The sequence below is a fragment of the Beijerinckia indica subsp. indica ATCC 9039 genome, from assembly GCF_000019845.1.
Lineage (GTDB): Bacteria > Pseudomonadota > Alphaproteobacteria > Rhizobiales > Beijerinckiaceae > Beijerinckia > Beijerinckia indica.
This window is the reverse complement of the sequence record NC_010581.1, coordinates 759,023-778,824: the sequence shown is the minus strand read 5'-3', so window position 1 is coordinate 778,824 and position 19,802 is coordinate 759,023. Positions and strand designations below refer to the sequence as shown.

Here is a 19,802-nt window from a genome sequence, read left to right as displayed (position 1 = left end):
GAAGGCCGCGGGGCCAAGCCCCGCTTTCGAAAAAATCAACGATCGCAGGAGGCGTCGTCCACCATCCATCGAACAAGCTCACCAAACGAGAGACCGGCATAGGCCGCAATTTCTGGCAGCAAGGAGGTCTCCGTCATGCCGGGCTGAGTGTTGACTTCCAGGACGATCAATTCGCCCGTCCCTTCGGGACGGTCGTCGTAACGGAAATCAGTCCGGCTCACGCCACGGCAGCCGAGGGCCTTATGTGCCTTGAGCGATAAGAGTTGAACATTTTGGTAAATATTTCGTTTAAGTTCGGCAGGAAGGATGTGGATAGATCCACCTTTTCGATATTTGGCGTCATAATCGTACCAGCCGCCGCCAACGGCCTTTATCTCTATGACATCATGAGCTTTTTCGCCGATGACGGCACAGGTCAGCTCGCGCCCTCCTATATAGGATTCAACCAGAACACGGTTACCGAAAGCCCAGTCGGAACGCGTTAACTCTTGTGGCGGATAGGCCTGATCCTCCCGCACGATGAACACGCCGAAGGAAGAGCCTTCGCCGAGCGGCTTGATCACGTAAGGCGGTGGCAAAATATGGCGTTGCGCCGCCTCCAGCCGGTCAACCGTGACGCCCTTGGCAATCGGGACACCCGCAGCGGCCAGAACGTCGCGCGCACGGTCCTTGCGCATGGCGAGCGCCGAGGCGAGAACGCCCGAATGCGTATAGGGAATGGCCAGCATTTCCAGAACGCCCTGGATGATGCCATCCTCGCCGAATCGGCCATGCAAAGCATTGAAAGCGACATCAGGCCGCAAGGCCGCGAGCCTTTCGCCGATCTGGCGATCGACATCCACTTCCGTGACCTCGAACCCCTCGCCGCGCAGAGCCTCAGCACAAGCCGCCCCCGAGCACAGCGAGACCTCGCGCTCGGCCGAAAGACCGCCCATCAGCACGGCCACATGTTTCGCCACGATCCGCTTCTCCTTCAGTCAGCGTGAAGTTTTATGAGCAACGGGCGGCCGACCAACCCGCAGGATTTCCCATTCGAGTTCCACACCCGTTTCGGCCAGCACCTTCTGGCGCACCATCTCACCAAGATTTTCGATATCCGCGGCGCTCGCCTTGCCGCGATTGACGAGAAAATTACAATGCAGCTCAGAGACTTGCGCATCACCTAGCGTCAGGCCACGGCAGCCGGCGCGATCAATCAATTCCCAGGCTTTCGCACCATTGGGATTCTTGAAGGTCGAACCGCCGGTCCGCGTATTGACCGGCTGCGTCTTGGCGCGCTCCTGCGCGATCTTTCCCATATCCTCGCGGATCTTTTCGGGATTTTCCGGCCAGCCCGCAAACAGTCCTTGCGTGAAAATAATGCCTTCCACGGCGCAATGGCGGTAGGAAAAGCCCATTTCCTCCGGCGTGAAATGGTGCAAGGCGCCACGCCGGTCGAGGCCTTCGCAAGAGACGAGAATATCAGCGATCGTCCCACCAAAAGCCCCTGCATTCATGCGCAAGGCACCGCCGATCGTACCCGGAATGCCACGCAAAAAAGCGAAACCGCCGAGACCCGCCATGGCGGCGGCGCTGGCAAGTTTCACATCAGCAACAGCGGCACCGGCGCTGATCGTATCGCCTTCAATCACGATTTTGTGGAAAGACGGACCGAAACTGATGACGACACCTTCAATGCCGCCATCGCGCACAAGAATATTCGAGCCGAGCCCTAAGACGAAGATTGAAATATCCGGGTCGAGATTGCCGAGGAAATAAGCGAGATCCTCGACATCCGGCGCGACATAGACACATTGCGCCGGCCCGCCGGTTTTGAACCATGTCCAGGGCGCAAGCGGCACATTGGTCTGCAATTCACCGCGCAATTCCGGCATGGCGTCCCTCAGACGCGGAATGAGATCGGCAAACATTTCAGGAGGCCTTGCTGACAGGCGCGGCAAGCTGACCAGGAAGCGCATAGGCCCATTGCGTAATATTGCCGGCCCCTAAACACACGACATAGTCACCGGGATGCGCGAGGCTGCGGATGAGTGCTGGGAGATCTTCCGGTGCGCGGAGAACCATGGCCTGGCGATGGCCGAAGGCTTTCAAGGCGCGCATCAAATGCTCCTTGTCGGCGCCGTCGATTGGCGGTTCGCCCGCCGCATACACATCGGCGACGATCACCACGTCGGCATCATTGAAGCAGCTTGCAAATTCATTGAACAAGGAATGCAGGCGCGTATAGCGATGTGGTTGCACGACGGCGATCACCTGGCCTTTGGTCGAGGCGCGCGCCGCGCGCAGAACGGCCGCGATTTCCACCGGATGATGCCCGTAATCATCGAAGATTTGCGCGCCATTCCATTCGCCGGTGCGGGTGAAGCGGCGCTTGACGCCCCCAAAACCACGCAAAGCCGAACGGATCGCATCATCGCTCATGCCCAGCTGCAAGGCGACACTCAAAGCCGCCGTCGCATTCAAGGCATTATGCAGCCCCGGCATGGGCATGAGCAGATCCTCGACACGCCGTTCCTCGAAGCGCTTCCCCTGCCCCGCCTTGCGATCGCGCACGACGACATTGAAACGTGACATGCCGCCATCGAGATTGACATCGACGAGGCGCATGTCTGCCTGCGGATTCTCGCCATAGGTGATGATCCGGCGATCCTCGATCGTGCCGACCAGTTCCTGCACCACCGGATGATCGAGGCACATGACCGCGAAACCATAGAAGGGAATATTTTCAATAAAGGCGCGAAACGCCTGTTTGATGGCGTCGAAAGTCTTGAAATGATCGAGATGTTCAGGATCGATATTCGTGACAATGGCAATATCGGCCGGCAGTTTCAGGAACGTACCGTCGCTTTCATCGGCCTCGACCACCATCCAGTCGCCCGCGCCCAGCCGCGCATTGGTGCCATAGGCATTGATAATCCCGCCATTGATAACGGTTGGATCGAATTTGCCCGCATCGAGCAAAGTGGCGACCAGCGAGGTCGTCGTCGTTTTGCCATGGGTGCCGGCAACCGCGACACATTGTTTCAGCCGCATCAATTCGGCCAGCATTTCGGCGCGGCGCACGACCGGCAGACGCAATTCACGCGCATGGACCAGTTCCGGATTGTCGCGCTTGATCGCGGTCGAGACCACGACCACGGCCGCATCGCCCAGATTTTCAGGCTTATGGCCGATGGCGATCGTCGCGCCTTTGGTGCGCAGCCGCAACACATTGGCGTTTTCCGCCGCGTCGGATCCCTGGACGTGATAACCAAGATTGAGCAGGACCTCGGCAATGCCGGACATGCCGATGCCGCCAATCCCGACGAAATGGATGGGGCCGAGTTCGCGCGGCAATTTCATCGATTGTCTCCTGCATGAATCGTTTTTTCGCCTGAGGCAAACCGGATAACGAGATCAGCCAGCCTTTCGGCGGCATCGGGAAGCCCCGCCTTGCGGGCCGCATAGGCTTTCTTGGCGAGAGCCGGCCGGTCTGCATCGATCTCGACGAGCCGGCTCGCCAGCCAATCCGGGGTAAATTCCGTCTGGGGGACCACGAGCGCCGCGCCCGTCGCGGAAAGATGCGCCGCATTGGCCGCCTGATCCTGATCGAGCGCATGCGGAAACGGCACGAGAATGGACGGGCGTCCGATAACGGCGAGTTCGGAGACAGTCGAGGCACCAGCCCGGCCAATGACGAGATTGGCCTCGGCGATCCGCGACGGCAGATCGGTGAAGAAGGATTGGATCGTCGCCTCAACACCGAGATTGGCGTAAATGGCGCGCACACGCGCTTCATCCTCGGGGCGGGCCTGCTGGACGATGATGAAACGCGCGCGGATCGCCTCGGGCACGAGTTCGATTGCCTTCGGCACGACATCCGACATGATGCGCGCGCCTTGCGAACCGCCCGTCACCAGAAGCCGCAAACGGCCATCGACATCCTCGAGATAGGGTTGCTGCGCCGCCGCGAGTACGGCCGGACGCACGGGATTACCCGTCAGCACCGTTTTCGCCGCGATCCCCGGATCGATGCCACCCAGCCCTTCGAACCCCTTGGCGACGGCATTGACGCGGCCAGCCAGAAAGCGATTGGCGCGGCCCATGACCGCATTCTGCTCGTGCAGGATCGAGGGCACGCCGAGCCAGCTTGCGGCGAGCACCGGCGGCACCGTCGGATAGCCGCCGAACCCCACGAGCACGCTTGGGCGAATGCGTTTAAGGAGCCTGACCGCCTCCCATGTGCCACGCGCGAGCGCCCCCAGGGCCAGCAAGCGATGCAGCGGCGATCCCTGGCTCGGCGTCGCCGAGGCGACCACATGGGTCGCGCGCGCCGGAAATTCCGAGCCATATTTGGTGGCCCGTTCATCGGTGATGAGTTCGACCGGAAAGCCGCGCTTGATCAGCACGCGGCTCAAGGCTTCCGCGGGAAACAAATGCCCGCCGGTGCCACCAGCCGCGACAAGAATAGGGTGCAGATCGCTCACGCCAGAACCTTCCCATCCTGTTCGAGCAGCACGGCCGAGCGCGGCCTCTTGCGCAAGACGGCAATCAGAAAGCCGATCGCCAAGGCGAGTGAAATCAGCGAGGACCCTCCATAGGAAATGAACGGCAAGGTCATCCCCTTGGCCGGCATCAGGTGCAGGTTCACCGCCATATTGATGGCGCTCTGTATGCCGAACAACATTGTGAGGCCGGCGGCGGCAAAACGACAGAACGGGTCCTCATTGCTGGAGGAGGAGAGCAGACCGCGCAAGACGATGAAGGCGAAAATCGAGACGATGAAGAGACAGGCGGCAATGCCGAATTCCTCTCCCGTCACCGCGAAAATGAAATCTGTATGCGCGTCCGGCAGAATGCGCTTGACCGTCCCCTCGCCCGGCCCCTTGCCGAACCAGCCGCCGGAGAGAAAGCTGTCGAGGGCGGTATCGACCTGGAACGTGTCAACAATACCGCCGCCCGTGCCAGGGTCGAGAAATTTCAAGACGCGGGCGCGCACATGCGGCACGAATTTATAGGCAAGCAGCCCGCCGCTGATGCCCGCGCCGCCAATGCCAACGACCCAGAACCAGTGCAAACCGGCCATGAAGAAGAGCGCCGCCCAGACCAGCGAGACGAGCAGGGTCTGACCGAAATCCGGCTGGAGCATCAAGGGAATGATCGTGAGGGGGAGAAGCATGAGCGCGATGAGATTGCCCGGCACATCGCGGCGCGTGCCACCCTCGGCAAAAGCCCAGGAGATGAGGATGACGAAAGCAGGCTTCAAAAATTCCGACGGCTGAATGCCGAAAATCCAGCGCCGCGCGCCCTTGACCTCATGACCAAAGAGAAGCGCCGCGATGATCAAAGCCATCGAAACGACATAGATGATCAAGGCCGAGCGGCGCACCTGCCGTGGCGTGAGAAAGGAGGCGGCGAGCAGCACGGCCAGCGTCGGAATGAGATAGAGCACCTGCCGATGCACGAAATGAAAGGTCGAGAGTCCGAGCCTTTCAGCGACCGGCGGGCTGCCGGCCATGGTCAATACGAGGCCGAGCACCATCAACATCAAAACGCTGGCCAGCAGCCAGCGATCGACGGTCCACCACCAATTGGCCAAAGGCGAACGCTCTGCCCTGCTTATCATGCTGTGCCCTCCGTCTCGGAAGAAGGGTGAGGATCAAGGGTTTGTGCAGGTTCGGATCAACCGGACCGGCCGATGATGGCGCGGGCGAGCTCGCGAAACTTGTCGCCGCGCTTTTCGAAATCGGGGAATTGGTCATAGGAGGCGCAAGCCGGCGAAAGCAGCACGATCGGGTCCGGCAGCGCGCTCGCGTCCGCGTCACGCGCGGCGGCGGCGGTGGCGACATCGAGCGTGCCACAGCGTTCGAGTGGAAAGGCATCGCCGATCGTCGCCGCGAAAGCCTCGCTCGCCTCGCCGATCAGATAGCCTTTAGCAATCTTACCGAATAAAGGCCGCAGAGGATCGATGCCACCGGCCTTCGGCTTGCCACCGAGAATCCAGAAAATATTCTCGAAGGACAACAAGGCCTTTTCCGCCGCATCGGCATTGGTCGCCTTGGAATCATTGACGAAAAGAACATTGCCGAGGCGTCCGACTTCTTCGAGGCGATGCGGCAGGCCGGGAAAGCTCTCAAGCCCCTTGCGCACGAGATCGAGATTATATCCATGCGCGCCGAGAGCCGCGACAGCGGCGGCGGCATTCTGGCCATTGTGCCGGCCCCGCAAGGAGGCAATACCAGCAAGATCAGCGATCACCACCGAGCCGCCATCGACATGACGCACGAGCGTCGTCCCATCGAGAATAATGCCGTCGCGCAATTCTGGATGGCTGATCGAAACGAAAGTGCTGGGCTTGTGCTTTTGCCGCAGAGTTTCAGCAATAGCGACGCAAGGCTCATCATCGAGACAGATGACGGCCTTATCGGCGCCCATGACGAGCCGCGCCTTGATCGCCGCATAATTTTCCATCGTGCCATGACGATCGAGATGATCGGGCGTGATGTTGAGCAGCACGCCGACCCAAGGATCAAGCGTCGGCGTCAGATCGATCTGGAACGAGGAACACTCGATCACATGGACACGGGTCGGCGATGGAGGCTCCAAGGCAAGGATCGGCGTGCCGATATTGCCGCCGATCGCGACCTCATAGCCAAAGGTCTGGAACAGATGGGCGACAAGCGCGGTCGTCGTCGATTTCCCATTGGTGCCGGTGATCGCGACGAAAGGCGATTTCGGGGCGATCAAGCGCCGTTCACGGCAAAATAGTTCGATATCGCCAATGATTTCGATGCCGGCGGCGCGTGCCTTTTCGACCGTCCAATGCGGTTTGGGATGCGTCAGGGGGACGCCAGGAGCCAGCACCAAGGCGCAAAACTGGCTCCAGTCCGCTTGCGAAAGATCGAGAACCTCAAGCCCCTTGGCTTTGGCGGTTTCACGCGCGCTGTCCTTGTCGTCCCAAACGGCGACCTCGGCGCCGCCCGCTTTCAGCGCTTGCGCACTGACGAGCCCCGACCCGCCGAGACCAAACAAGGCAAGGCGCTTGCCCTTGAATGCTGTGACCGGTGTCATGCCTACCTCAGCTTCAAGGTCGAAAGGCCGACGAGCGCGAGCACGAAGGCAATGATCCAGAAACGGACCACGACCTGCGGCTCGGACCAGCCGAGTTGTTCGAAATGATGATGGATCGGCGCCATTTTGAAGACGCGCTTGCCGGTCAGCTTAAAGGACACGACCTGCACAATGACCGAAAGCGTTTCGAGCGCGAAAAGGCCGCCGACAATGGCAAGCACCATTTCATGTTTGATCGCGACGGCAATGGTACCAAGCAGGCCACCGAGCGCCAATGAACCGGTATCGCCCATGAAAATCTGCGCGGGCGGCGCGTTGAACCACAAAAAGCCGAGACCTGCGCCGATGACCGCGCCACTGACCACGGCGAGTTCACCGGCGCCGGGCACGAAATTAATGCGCAGATAATCGGAGTAGATGGCATTACCAACGAGATAGGCGATGATCCCGAAAGTTCCCGCCGCGATCATCACAGGCACGATGGCGAGGCCGTCGAGACCATCGGTCAGATTGACCGCATTGCCCGAGGCGACGATCACAAAAGGCCCGAAGATCAGAAAGAAGAGACCGAGATCGACGACATAGCCATTGACCGCCGGAAAAGCGAGGGAGGTCATATGCGGCGTGCCCAGTTTCATCATGGCGATGCAGGCGACCAGCGCCACCCCCGCCTCGCAGGCCAGACGCCCCCGGCCGGAAAAGCCGTTGTGGGTCTGTTTCGTCACCTTGAGATAATCATCATAAAAACCGATGGCGCCATAACCGAGCATGACCCAGAGCACGACCCAGACATAATGATTGGATAGATTGGCCCAGAGCAAAGTCGAGACGAAGAGACCCGAAAGGATCATCAAGCCGCCCATGGTGGGCGTGCCCTTCTTGGTCAGAAGATGCGATTGTGGTCCATCGCTCCGGATCGGCTGGCCCTTACCCTGTTTGATGCGCAGCGATTTGATGATGTTGGGACCAAAGAAGAACACAAAGAACAAAGCGGTCGCGATCGCCCCTCCGGTCCGGAAGGTGATATAGCGAAACAGGTTGAGCGGTGTGAAATAGACCGCGAATTCGGCAAGCCAGGTCAGCATCGTTTACAAAAACCCCGAGCATCAAATCCAAAAGCCGGTGCTTTGGTTTGATGCGTTTTGAACCCCAACAGCTTTTTGGGAAAGCAGCCCGGCTCTGCGACAAAAACACACGAACTCAAAAATTTTAGCGAAGACGGTTTAGACCGTTTCCGCTCCCGCCCGCCGCGCCTTGTCCTTGAGGCTTTCGACCAGCAGTTTCATGCGGCTGCCGTTCGAGCCTTTGACAAGCACAATATCATTGCGCTGGACCGTGGCGCCGACGATCGGCACGAGATCCTCGGCCTTCGCGCGCCATTCCCCGCGCAGACCGCTCGGCAGCGCGTCATAGAGATGCCGCATCAAGGGACCCGCCGCGAAGACGAGATCGAAACATGCCTCACGCAGGATATCAGCCAATTGAGCATGTAAATCCGGAGCCTGGGGGCCTAATTCCAGCATATCACCCAGGATGGCGATGCGCCGGCCGACCCCTTCCAACGGCAAAGTGCCGGCCATTTCCAACGCCGCGCGCATGGAGGCCGGATTGGCATTATAGCTTTCATCAATGAGACGGAAGGGGCCATCACCCGCTTCCAGGACCAGTTGCTGGCCGCGCCCGGCCTGGGGCGCGCAAAAGGCAAGGACAGCGGCGGCATCCTCGAGCGGGACGCCGCAGGCCTTGGCGGCGAGCAGGACAGCCAGGGAATTTTCCGCGAAATGCCGGCCCGGCGCGCCAAGGCGATAAGTCAGGGTCTCTCCCTGGATGGAGGCCTTGACCATCGAATGATCGGATGATGGTGTCAGATCGAGAAGACGCGCATCGGCTTTCTCATGCGTGCCGAAACTGGCGATCAATCCGGCGGGCGAATGTCTCGCCGCCTCGGCCAGCCGCTCGAACTGCGGAATATCACGATGGATGATCGCGACGCCGCCCGGCACCAATCCTGAGAAAATCTCAGCCTTTGCGTCGGCGATCGCCTCGACATTCTCGAAATATTCGAGATGGACCGGAGCCACCGTGGTGATGATCGCAACATGCGGTCGCACCATGCCAACGAGCGGAGTGATTTCGCCCGGATGATTCATGCCGATCTCGAAAATCCCGAAACGCGCGTCGCGCGGCATGCGCGCGAGGGTCAACGGCACGCCCCAATGATTATTATAAGACGCGACCGAGGCATGGACAGAGCCGCCCTGGGTCAAGACCAGCCGCAGAGCCTCTTTGGTCGAGGTTTTGCCGACCGATCCCGTCACCGCGACGACGCGAGCCTCGACGCGCCGGCGCGCCGCCTGGCCAAGGCGTTCGAGCGCCGGCAGAACCTCATGCACGACATAGAGAGGGCCATGCGCTGCTAGACGGTCGGCATGAGCTTCATCGACGACCGCCGCCATGGCGCCCTTGGCGAAGGCCGCGGGGACGTAATCGTGGCCATCGCTGTTATCACCCTTGATGGCGAAGAAGAGATCATCCTCGCGCAATGTCCGCGTATCGATGGAAATCCCGCGCGCCGGGCGCAACGGAACATGACCACTGACACGGGCCTGCAAAGGCGTGACGAGACCGAGCGGCGTCCACAAAATCTCCTTATCGACGCTTTCGGGCATCAAAATCTCGTTCATGCAGCATGGTCCTCAAGCGCCGCGCGGGCGCAATCGCGATCGGAAAAGGGCAGCGTCCTGTCAGCCAGGATCTGGCCGGTTTCATGGCCCTTGCCAGCAATCAGCAGAAGATCGCCGGGCTCCAGCATGCCAATTCCGCTTTTGATCGCCGCCTCGCGATCGCCGATCTCGCGAATATGAGGACCTGAACCAGCCCCTTGCAGAATGGCCTTGCGAATGAGATCTGGATCCTCGCTGCGCGGATTGTCATCGGTGACAATGACATGATCGGCGAGCCGCGCAGCGATTTCACCCATCAGGGGCCGCTTGCCGGCATCGCGATCGCCACCACACCCGAAAATCACGATCAGCCTCTTTTGCGTGAAGGGCCGCAAGGCCTGCAAGGCTTTTTCCAGCGCATCGGGCTTGTGGGCATAATCGACGAAAATGGACGCACCACGCCGTTCACCGACCTTTTCGAGGCGGCCAGGGGCACCTTCGAGCCTTTCAAGCGCGGCAAAAACCGCGTCCGGCGCAGCGCCGGTGCTGATGCAAAGGCCAGCCGCCATCAAGGCATTGGCAGCTTGGAAACTCCCAACCAGAGGCAGGCGCAAGGCCCAATCCTTGCCTGCGAAGGTCAAGCGCAGCAAAGTCGCCGCCGCCTCGGGTCTGGCCTCGAGGAGGTGCAGTGTCTCGCCCGCAAACCCTAAGGAAAAGACCTTCAGCCCGCGCGCCTTGGCGACATCGATCACCTCATGGCCGGCGGAACTGTCGGCATCGACCACCACCGTGCCGTCAGCCGGCAAGACATGGGTGAAGAGCAGGAGCTTCGCCTGGAAATAGGCTTCGAGGGTCGGATGATAATCGAGATGATCGCGCGAGAGATTGGTGAAACCCGCCGCCTTCAGCCGCACATAATCCAGCCGATGCTGATCGAGCCCGTGCGAGGACGCTTCCAAGGCAAGATGCGTCACGCCGGCGCCGGCCAATTCATCGAGCGTGCGATGCAGGCTGATCGGATCAGGCGTCGTCAGACCGCCATAGCTCGCGCCATCCGGGGCCACGACGCCCAAAGTGCCGACAGAAGCGGCCTTGAACCCCAGGCTGGCCCAGATCTGCCGGGCAAAGGCTGCGACCGATGTCTTGCCGCTGGTCCCCGTCACCGCAACCACGGTTTCAGGCTGGCGCGCATAGAAACGGGCCGAGGCAATCGCGAGCGCGGAACGAACATCCGCGACTTTGACCAGAGCCGCCGTTTCGAACGGCACCGATGCGGATTGTTCCGTGACGACGGCCAAGGCACCACGCCGCACCGCCTCGGGCGCATAGGTCAAACCATCCGCCTTGGTGCCAGGAACGGCGAAAAAGACTTGATCCTTGGCAACCAATCGGCTGTCACAGGCAAGGCCAGCGATCTCACGCGCACCAAAAGCCGGCGGTTCGATTAATGCATCGGGGAAGAGTGCATCAAGCCGCATCAATGCTCTCCCCGACTCGTCTGGGGAACATTGGCGATGCCATAGCCGAGCTTGGCGAGCAGCGGGAAAGGCTGTGTCGGCAATTCGAGACGCGGCGGAATGCCAAGCAAAGGCCCGGTCCGTTCGATGATCCGTGCCGTCACCGAGCCAGAGTTCCAGGCAGCCGTCCGATAACCGCCCGTTTCCGGCAGGCCCTGCGGCTCATCCATCAGCGTCAGGAAAAGATATTTCGGCTTGTCGGCCGGCATGATCGCCATGAACGTCGTGAACACTTTATCCTTGGCGTAATGGCCATGCACGATCTTGTCGGCCGTGCCGGTCTTGCCGCCGATGAAATAGCCCTTGATATCAACCAGACGCGCCGATCCAATTTCCGCATTCAGACGCATCAGATAGCGCATCGATTCAGACGTTTCCGGACGCACGACGCGCGGCACATTGCGTTTTGCCTCTTCCTCACTGCGTTTCAAGAAAGTCGGCTTGATCAACAGCCCGCCATTGACCAAGGCTCCCACCGCCATGGTCGCTTGCAAGGGGGCGACATTGAGGCCTTGGCCGAAGGCGATGGTCATCGTATTGAGTTCACCCCAATTCCTCGGCACCAGAGGCTCAGCAGATTCCGGCAATTCAGTGGTCAGCCGGTTCAATTGGCCCATTTTGCGCAAAAAGGCTTTGTGCCCCTCGACGCCGACCATCAAAGCCATGCGCGCGGTGCCAATATTCGAGGAATAAGTAAAGACTTCCGGCACACTCAGCATGCGGTGCTGGGCGTGGAAATCATGAATGGTAAAACGGCCGTAGCGCAGGGAATCGCGCGCGTCGATCCGGGAATTGAGATTGACCCTATTGCCCTCGAGCGCCATGGCGATGGAAATCGCCTTGAAAGTCGAGCCCATTTCATAAACACCGACGGACAGCCGGTTGATATGATTGGGATCAAGCGCATCGGCCGGCGTGTTCGGATCATAATCTGGTAGTGAGGCCATGGCGATGACCTCGCCCGTATTCACGTCGAGAATACAGGCAGCCCCAGCCTTCGCCTTGAAATGCGCAATGCCCTTGGCCAATTCGTCGCGCACGGCGTAAGTCGCCTTGAGATCAAGGGACGTCACGATCGGCTTCAGATCCTGCTGCGTCAGGCTAAAGCCGGCGCCATGTAGATCGGCGAGCCCCTGTCCGTCGATATATTTCTCCAGGCCGGAAATGCCGACGCCATCGAGATTGGCGAAACCCAGCACATGCGCGGCGATCGGCCCATTGGGATAGACGCGTTTGTTCTCGGCCAGAAAGCCGACGCCCGGCAGGCCCAGCCGATGCACTTCCTCACGCTGTTTAGGCGTGATCGCACGTTTGACCCAGATGAACCCCTTGCGCGAGCCAAGACGCTGCCGGAGATCGCGCGCGTCAATATCGGGCAAGACCGCCGTCAAAAGTTCGACGGCCTCGTCCTTGTCGATGATGCGGCGCGGCTCGGCGAAGACCGACATGACCTTCACATCGGTGGCGAGCACTTCGCCATTACGGTCGAGAAGATCGGGCCGCGCCGCCGCAACCTGATCACCGCTCCGCTTGGCCTCTTGCGGGGCCTCTGGATGCAGGCCGAAATAGACGAGCTTGCCCCCAATGATGCCGTAAAGACCCAGAAAGCCAAGCGCGATGAGCTTGGCGCGCCCGGAACTTTTGCTCAGCCTCGTCCCGAAGAAGGGCGCGATACGCTGTTTCCACCCACGCCTTTCCACGGCCGGCCTTGCCGCTCCATCGGCGGTCGGCGGGGGCATGACGGGAGAAGGCATGACGGGAGCATGCGGGTCAGGGATCGGCGTCATCCGCGGGTCCATCTCCATCCAGCGCTCCTATCGTTGCGCCGAGGTCGGCGTCGCGGCATCGCCCGAGCCTCCCTCGCGCGGCGTGGTCGTCGGCTGGTCGAGTCCCAAAGCTTCGAGCTTGCGTCCGATCCCATCGACGCGCGCGCCTTTGTTCGGCAAGGCATCGGCCTTGACGATCTGGTTCAGAGCGATTGGACGCAGGTCGAGCAATTTATCGGCGAGCGCCTGCAACCGTTCCGGCCGTGTCAGATAGGCCCATTCGGCGCGCGCCATGCCGATCTGATCCTGCTTATTCTTGATCGCATGCTTCAAATGCATGATCGTTTCAGCCCGAAGCACGGTCTCATATTTGATCGAATAGGCGTAAATGGCGGAACCGAGCAGAGCCAGAACCGTCAAAAGATTGAGGACACGGATCATTCAGCGCCTCCTTGATTTGGAATGGGAAGCGGATTTTGGATGGCTGGTTTCCGGCAGAGTCGCGAGCGGCAACAGACCAGACTCAAGGCCCCGCGCCGGCGCGGCCGTGCGCAGGCCGAACCGCAGTTTCGCCGAACGGGCACGCGGATTGACGGCGATTTCTTCCGGTGAAGGCAGGACCGGCTGCTTGCCGGGCAGAATGAAGGTGGGCGGCGCGAGCGCGGGCTCACCCGGCAGCGGCCGTGATACGGCCTGGCCACGGCCGGAACGGGCAGCCAGAAATTGTTTGACGATCCGATCCTCCAAAGAATGGAAAGTCACCACGACGAGCCTGCCACCCTCACGCAACAGAGCTTCGGCGGCGGCCAAGGCGCGCACGAGTTCGAGAAGCTCTTCATTGACGGCAATGCGCAAGGCCTGGAAGACGCGGGTCGCCGGATGGATGTCTCCGGGCTTACCCGGATTGACCCTGGCGATCAGTTCGGCAAGCTGGCGTGTCGTGGTGAAGGGCGTATGCGCGCGGTCGGTGACGATCGCCCGGGCGATGCGGCGGGACGCCCGCTCCTCACCAAAATAATAGAATATATCCGCGAGCCTTTGCTCATCGGCCGTGTTGACGAGATCGGCAGCGCTTGGCCCACGGCTTTCCATCCGCATGTCGAGCGGCCCCTCGCCACGAAAGGAAAACCCCCGTTCCGGCTGATCGAGCTGCATCGAGGAAACGCCGATATCGAACACGATGCCGTCGAATGCAGGAATGCCCTCGGCGGCAGCGATATCGGCGAGCGTCGAGAAACGGCCATGCGCGAGGATAAGCCTGCCGGCGCTTTCCGCCTCCAGAGCCCGGCCTGCCGCAATCGCTTCGGGATCGCGATCAATCGCCAGCACGTGCGTTTCAGGCTCGGCGAGCAAAGCGCGCGTATATCCCCCTGCCCCGAAAGTGGCATCGAGATAGAAACCGCCTTTTTTGCAATCGAGGGCTGCGACGACTTCCTCACGAAGCACGGGAACGTGTCGGGCCGGTCCGCCTGCGGCGAGAGGAGACTCATCGCCGCGGCCCGATTTCATTCCCGTGCTCCATGTGGTCGTGGCGGCTGCGCATCCGGCGCCACGGGTCTGGAACTGAGCTGCTTGCGGAGATCGCGCACCCGGTTTCTGGCCTCTTCCAGATGCGTGCGAAAACGGCCCGGCTCCCAGATTTGAAACTTGTACCCTTGACCGACGAACGTGACTTCCGAGCCAATGCCCGCATAAGTCTTGACGTTTTCCGTCAGAACGACCCGGCCTTCCGAATCGACCTTGAGGATCTCGCTGGTGCCAAGCAGCGCGGTGGAAAACATATCGCGCTCTTCCGAATAGGGAGACAGCCGGCCCAACAATTCGTCGATTTCCCGTAACAAGCCATGCCCACCACAATCGATCGCTTCCGCGTCGATGGACGGATGGACATAGAGGCCCTCGAACCCGTCGCGCGCCAAGACGGCGCGAAAAGACGCGGGAATGGAGACTCGGCCCTTTGCGTCCAGCCGGTTGGTGAAATGCGAGACAAAACGGTCCACTCCCCCCACTCCGGCCAGCACTTCCCGCGAATACTAGACAAAGCACCACCGATCGGTCGCCGAGGCGGGCCGCTGGAAAGGATCTTGCCGATATTCGTAACGGGACAATTTGGGATAGCATGGGAAATCATGGGGGGTCAACGCGCAGCGATTTGGCGCGCGATTTGGCCAAAATGAAAAGTTTGACCGTATTTGAAGGGCTTAAGGTTAATAGGCCGTGAAATTCATGAAAATTTGCTCAAACTTAAAGCAGCGTCATCCACAATTTTCGGGGGAGAAATCCCAATCACTCCCATGGTTCCAGATAGAAAGGGCGCGTAATCCCATGGGATCACGCGCCCTTTAATCATTGACATACTATAAATTGGACAGATCAAAACCGAATCAGGGCGTGATCATGAGTTCACGGCCAATCGCAATAGCTGTGACCGCTGTTTCAACACGGTCGAACGGCTCTTTATGTTTCATCCGGAAACGCAAGGGGATGCGGAGCGGAACGCGAAAAACCTTCTCGGCCTTCACCACATCGGGATAGTCGGCCAGTTCCTCTTGCAGGGCATGATAGCGCGCCTCGTAATCCGGCAGGTCCTGGGTCCAGAAGCGCAATTGCACGGAAAACACCCGGCCATAATGTTTGCCAAGCGCCTCCCGTTCAGCCGCGTCACTGGGGAGAAGATAACGAGGCTCGAAACGCGCATCCTCGCTGCTCAAGGCACGCACCGCCGTCTCAAAAAGGAAGAGGCAAGGATCGGGAGCGTCCGGCCGCGTCAGGGCGCCAGCATCGGGATTGAACTGATCATGTCCGGTTTCGATCGGCAGGGCCAAGCGGGACGACACAATATCGAAAACGTCCCCGGCGCCTGCGTCCAAGCTCGATGGGGTGAGCGGATCGACGCCGAAAATCTTTTCCGTCACGCCCTGGATCATCGCGCAGGCGGAATCATAAACAAGGCTGACGCCCTCGTTCAGATTGACCCGCCAATCCTCGAATGTCGTGTCGATCATGCGATGCAAACGCTCTTGCGGCGAGAGAGCGAAAAATGCGCGGGCGAAGCGCATGTCATAGGAAGCCATGGAGAAATAGATCCCGCAGAAATCCCGGATCGTCTCGGAGAAAGCGCGATCCGTTTAAAAGCCTTTGATCATGCTCTCTTTTTCAATGGAGCCGACCCGAAAATCCGACCGTGGTCTTAAAGCATCTGCTGGTCCGGGGGAAGCAGGCTTGATCCCAAGAGGACCAAGGGAAATCAAAATGACAAAAACAAAATGACAAGGGCGGCATCAGCCGCCCTTGCTCTCTCCACATTCGTCCTGCCGCATAATATCTTACGTGCTTAAAATCATGGGTCGTATCGACAGGACAAATCAACGGAAACCCAAACCCCTCTCGGCATTCAAGCACCTTTATTGTCTACTTGCGCCCCTTACCCTTTTTCGCTTTCTTGCCGGTGGTGGCCATAGCAGCTTCTGCTTGAGGCGTTGTCCCCAATGGCGCCCCAATTGGCCCCGTTTCACGACGTGTCACCGTGGGTGCATCGCTCGCCGGAAATGTGTCGGCGAGTTCACGATCGAGTTCGGCGTTTTGCTGCTCCTGCTCGCTCATCGGGATCGGTGTCGGCTTGATTTTGACGTGCTCGCCCTGTTGGCCGCTCATCTCTTCCTCCTCCAATACCCGTTTCATTTTTCCTTACCGGGGCGGGAGTCCCATTCGTGCGGAAGAAATTCGCTCGCGTGCAAAGCGTTCCGTGACTCTCACACGATTATTCGCACAGGATTATTCGGCAATGATCGCCATTGCATCGCAAGCGCCCCCCGCGCCTGTTCCTGCGAGGGCATCAAACCAAGGCGCGCGCCGAGGGAAACAGGATCTCCACGACAGTGCCTTCCTGCTTCTTGCTGGAGATCGAAAAGGATGCGCGATTGGCCTCGACCAAGGCTTTGGTCAGCGGCAGGCCGAGACCCGTGCCCTGATTGGAACGCGAGGTCGAGAGCTGGCGAAACGGCTCCAGCGCAATCCCAATCTCCTCCTCCGACATGCCCGCCCCCGTATCGCGGATGCGGATCAGAGTCTTGCCGTCTTCCATCAATTTCGTCGCCACCATCACCTGGCCGCCGGGCTCGGTGAATTTCACCGCATTGGACAGAAGATTGAGCACGATCTGGCGCAAGGATCTCTCATCGGCGAGCAACGGCGGCAAGGCCGGCGCCAGCGCAAGGCGCACCAAAATACCCTCGCGATTGGCCTGGGGCTGCATGAGCGAGACGCAGTCGGCGATGATCTGATTGGTGTCAACGGCGACGAAGTCCAGGTCCATCTTGCCAGCCTCGATCTTCGAGAGATCGAGAAGATCGTTCACAAGGCTCATCACAAGGGTGCCGGACATATGAATGTCCTTCAGATAATCCTTGTAACGCTCATTGCCGATCGGCCCAAACCGTTCATCCATGATGACTTCGGTAAATCCGAGAATGGCATTCAAGGGTGTCCGAATCTCATGGCTGACCTTGGCGAGGAAATCCGATTTCAAGGTACTCGCCCGTTCGGCTTCCTTGCGCGCCGCCTCGAGTTCGCGCTCGATTTTTTTCCAATGGCTCATATCGCGCAGCAGCACGCAATATTTCTCAAAAACGCCTTGTTCCGGCATCGTCTCCGCTGTGACGAAGAGGCCAATCCGACCGAGCGTCATGAAGATCGGAATTGTGCCGCCCTGGCGGGCGAGGCCAAAAATCTCACGCCCATCATTCAACAGACTGAGGACGCCTCCGGTTTTCACGCCCTCGAAATAATCCATGGCCCGGCGGCGGCTCGCCGGGGCGATCAGCATGGTGAACGGCTGGCTAAGAACCTCGCCCCGATCATAGCCGAACAAGGCCTCGCCCGAACGGTTCAGGGTGAGAATCCTGCCTTCCGCATCGAGAACGGCGACACCATCCGTCGCCGTATCAAGAATGGCATGCAGTTCCCGGACTTCACTCTCGTAGCGATGCATGCGCGCTTCGAGCGCCTGGCGCGCGGCTCTTTCCCCTTCAACCGGTCCTTGCGCTGTTTCATCCGTCCGTGGGAAGGCCGAAACAGGCTCTCCGGCATCGATCACTCCCCTGGTCTCGGCCAAAACCGGCGAAAGCGCTTGTCCTTCCTCTTCCTCCTGAGGTTCCAACAGGCGCGCCGTGAGCCGATCCTTATGAATCAAGCCAAAGCCCTGATAACCCGCAAAATTGCCAGCGGCGTCGCGCCGCGGAAGTCCCCCAAGGGCAATATCGACGGCAACCGTGCGTCCCTCGATCGGCCAAGCAAGTTTGAGATCGTCCACCCCTTCGCACGCGGCGAAAATCCAGTCGGTCATGGTCGCGGCCGTCGGATCGAAGGCCCGCAACAAGGAAGAAAAAGGTCCTCCGACCCATTTTTCTGGCAAGAGTCCCGTCACCTCGGCGAGGAGGGAACCGATTTCGACGAGACGGTGCTCCCCATCCGTGCGCCAAAGAAACCGCAAAGGCCGCTCGCCCGGAAACCGTCGCGCCAGATCCGCCCGCACGATGGCCATATCATCCGGCAGAGGGTCTGCCAGCAAAGCCACAACCGGCTCCTGCCGCGGGCGTGCCTGTTGCTGCAACACGAGGCGCGAGCGATAGGCTTGCGCCTCGGCAATGAGGGTCATGCGCCGCCCCTGCCGTTCGAGCGTGCCGCACCAAAACGTCCGCACAATGCTCTTGCCATTCACGAAAAACCGCAACCGCGCCAGCCGCAAGGATTGCGTGGCATCAGCGGCAATTTCCGCCAGTCGTCCAAAGCCGGGATCGGCCGGCTGGAAAAACCGGTGCCGCAGAATTTCGAGCGCCGTCACACCGAAGAGGTCCAGCATGGCCTGGCTGGCGAAAGCGACGAAAAGCCCGGCCCCTTGATGATCCTCTGCCTGCTCGAATCCGAGAATGGCCCCCTCATCCCATGGTCCCGGCCCGAAAATTTCCAGGAACGGCGCGATCGTGGTCTCAGAGACACCCGGCGCGAAGCAAAACTTGTCCATGAGTCCAGGCTTTCTCAAATCGCCGCCGCTGGCACCGGCGTGGGGAGCCTGCTCCCGCGCGGGAGCGTTAATAAAACCCTAATGGCTTCACCGCACGGGGTCCACCAGACCGCAAGGCCAAGCCTGCCTGGAATATAGTGATTGAAATATTAACCTTAATAGGCAGAAAGGATCTGCACCGCTTTTCCGCCGAAACGGGTTGGTGCGTGGCTTGCTTGCGTGGTGTTTACGCCATCCCCAAAGCGGGTCCTTTTCAGCTTTGATGCGGATAGCGCCTACAGGCTCTTGCAATCGGCCGGCGTTCCTCTTAGGGTCCGCGGCGCTGGAACAAGTTCATGGCGAATCTTTTCGCCGAGGTTACGCCGCCATAGCTCAGTTGGTTAGAGCGCTAGATTGTGGATCTAGAGGTCCCCCGTTCGAGCCGGGGTGGCGGTACCATTCAAATCCGTGAACGCGCTTTATCGCGAAAGCCCGCTACACCTTACCACCCCTGTCATTTTCCTGCATGCGTGATGCTACGGGCGATGTCGTGGCCGAACGCCCGCGCAAAACCATCTTCGACCAACTTGTGCATGGGAGAGGTTTGGGCGGTCGCAACGATGAGGGCCAACAGGACGGCGACTAAGACCAGATGAAGATTTTGAGGATTGACTGTCATCCTTGTCCCCCTGTCCTGCAGCTTCGTTCAGCGCGCAGCCCTTCGGGCTTGTCACCGTCAAGAAATAAGCGACTTGCCTGACCTCTGGCTGAACGGAACTCCGTCGCCGTCGCGATCACGCTTGGT

At 59.9% G+C, this 19,802-nt stretch carries 17 protein-coding genes and 1 tRNA gene; 1 reads left to right on the top strand and 17 read right to left on the bottom strand.

Annotated elements, in window-relative coordinates; all coding sequences use genetic code 11:
- Positions 1–35: 35 nt before the first annotated feature.
- From BIND_RS03570 to BIND_RS19980, 16 genes are all read right to left on the bottom strand, one after another.
- Entirely contained in the window at positions 36–959 is a 924-nt protein-coding gene (locus BIND_RS03570; RefSeq protein WP_012383703.1) for a D-alanine--D-alanine ligase, read from the bottom strand.
- Positions 960–977: 18 nt separating this feature from the next.
- Positions 978–1,910 (bottom strand): UDP-N-acetylmuramate dehydrogenase, encoded by a 933-nt coding sequence (gene murB / locus BIND_RS03565; protein ID WP_012383702.1) that lies wholly within the window; start codon positions 1,908–1,910, stop codon positions 978–980.
- A gap of 1 nt (position 1,911) precedes the next feature.
- A complete protein-coding gene (gene murC / locus BIND_RS03560; protein ID WP_012383701.1) occupies positions 1,912–3,342 on the bottom strand; it encodes a UDP-N-acetylmuramate--L-alanine ligase in 1,431 nt (476 codons plus the stop codon).
- Entirely contained in the window at positions 3,339–4,466 is a 1,128-nt protein-coding gene (gene murG / locus BIND_RS03555; protein ID WP_012383700.1) for an undecaprenyldiphospho-muramoylpentapeptide beta-N-acetylglucosaminyltransferase, read from the bottom strand. Before murG ends, murC begins: the two co-directional genes overlap by 4 nt.
- A complete protein-coding gene (locus tag BIND_RS03550; RefSeq protein WP_012383699.1) occupies positions 4,463–5,605 on the bottom strand; it encodes an FtsW/RodA/SpoVE family cell cycle protein in 1,143 nt (380 codons plus the stop codon). The genes murG and BIND_RS03550 overlap by 4 nt, the downstream gene beginning before the upstream one ends.
- A 56-nt stretch (positions 5,606–5,661) precedes the next feature.
- Positions 5,662–7,050: a UDP-N-acetylmuramoyl-L-alanine--D-glutamate ligase gene (murD, locus tag BIND_RS03545; RefSeq protein ID WP_012383698.1), complete on the bottom strand. Its 1,389-nt coding sequence runs from the start codon at positions 7,048–7,050 to the stop codon at positions 5,662–5,664.
- 2 nt (positions 7,051–7,052) lie between these two features.
- Positions 7,053–8,135 (bottom strand): phospho-N-acetylmuramoyl-pentapeptide-transferase, encoded by a 1,083-nt coding sequence (mraY, locus tag BIND_RS03540; protein WP_012383697.1) that lies wholly within the window; start codon positions 8,133–8,135, stop codon positions 7,053–7,055.
- A gap of 138 nt (positions 8,136–8,273) precedes the next feature.
- Complete coding sequence (locus BIND_RS03535; protein ID WP_012383696.1) at positions 8,274–9,734, bottom strand: UDP-N-acetylmuramoylalanyl-D-glutamyl-2,6-diaminopimelate--D-alanyl-D-alanine ligase; 1,461 nt, start codon at positions 9,732–9,734, stop codon at positions 8,274–8,276.
- A complete protein-coding gene (locus BIND_RS03530) occupies positions 9,731–11,191 on the bottom strand; it encodes a UDP-N-acetylmuramoyl-L-alanyl-D-glutamate--2,6-diaminopimelate ligase (protein ID WP_012383695.1) in 1,461 nt (486 codons plus the stop codon). The genes BIND_RS03535 and BIND_RS03530 overlap by 4 nt, the downstream gene beginning before the upstream one ends.
- Complete coding sequence (locus BIND_RS03525; protein ID WP_012383694.1) at positions 11,191–13,035, bottom strand: peptidoglycan D,D-transpeptidase FtsI family protein; 1,845 nt, start codon at positions 13,033–13,035, stop codon at positions 11,191–11,193. The genes BIND_RS03530 and BIND_RS03525 overlap by 1 nt, the downstream gene beginning before the upstream one ends.
- A 9-nt stretch (positions 13,036–13,044) precedes the next feature.
- Positions 13,045–13,437 carry a cell division protein FtsL gene (gene ftsL / locus BIND_RS03520; protein WP_012383693.1) on the bottom strand — a complete coding sequence of 131 codons (393 nt, stop codon included), beginning with the start codon at positions 13,435–13,437 and terminating at the stop codon, positions 13,045–13,047.
- Entirely contained in the window at positions 13,438–14,505 is a 1,068-nt protein-coding gene (gene rsmH, locus BIND_RS03515; protein WP_012383692.1) for a 16S rRNA (cytosine(1402)-N(4))-methyltransferase RsmH, read from the bottom strand.
- Positions 14,502–14,996 (bottom strand): division/cell wall cluster transcriptional repressor MraZ, encoded by a 495-nt coding sequence (locus BIND_RS03510; RefSeq protein ID WP_012383691.1) that lies wholly within the window; start codon positions 14,994–14,996, stop codon positions 14,502–14,504. Before BIND_RS03510 ends, rsmH begins: the two co-directional genes overlap by 4 nt.
- Positions 14,997–15,380: 384 nt before the next feature.
- On the bottom strand, positions 15,381–16,070 hold the full coding sequence (locus tag BIND_RS03505; RefSeq protein WP_012383690.1) for a hypothetical protein: 690 nt from the start codon (positions 16,068–16,070) through the stop codon (positions 15,381–15,383).
- A 337-nt stretch (positions 16,071–16,407) separates the two neighbouring features.
- A complete protein-coding gene (locus BIND_RS03500) occupies positions 16,408–16,650 on the bottom strand; it encodes a hypothetical protein (protein WP_012383689.1) in 243 nt (80 codons plus the stop codon).
- A 181-nt stretch (positions 16,651–16,831) separates the two neighbouring features.
- Complete coding sequence (locus tag BIND_RS19980; RefSeq protein ID WP_012383688.1) at positions 16,832–19,018, bottom strand: sensor histidine kinase; 2,187 nt, start codon at positions 19,016–19,018, stop codon at positions 16,832–16,834.
- Between the two features lie 361 nt (positions 19,019–19,379).
- On the opposite strand from BIND_RS19980, the gene BIND_RS03490 reads away from it, so the two are divergent.
- Positions 19,380–19,456, top strand: a tRNA-His gene (locus tag BIND_RS03490).
- A 55-nt stretch (positions 19,457–19,511) separates the two neighbouring features.
- Here the strand turns inward: BIND_RS03490 and BIND_RS21580 are convergent.
- Positions 19,512–19,676: a hypothetical protein gene (locus BIND_RS21580; RefSeq protein WP_012383687.1), complete on the bottom strand. Its 165-nt coding sequence runs from the start codon at positions 19,674–19,676 to the stop codon at positions 19,512–19,514.
- Positions 19,677–19,802: the final 126 nt, after the last annotated feature.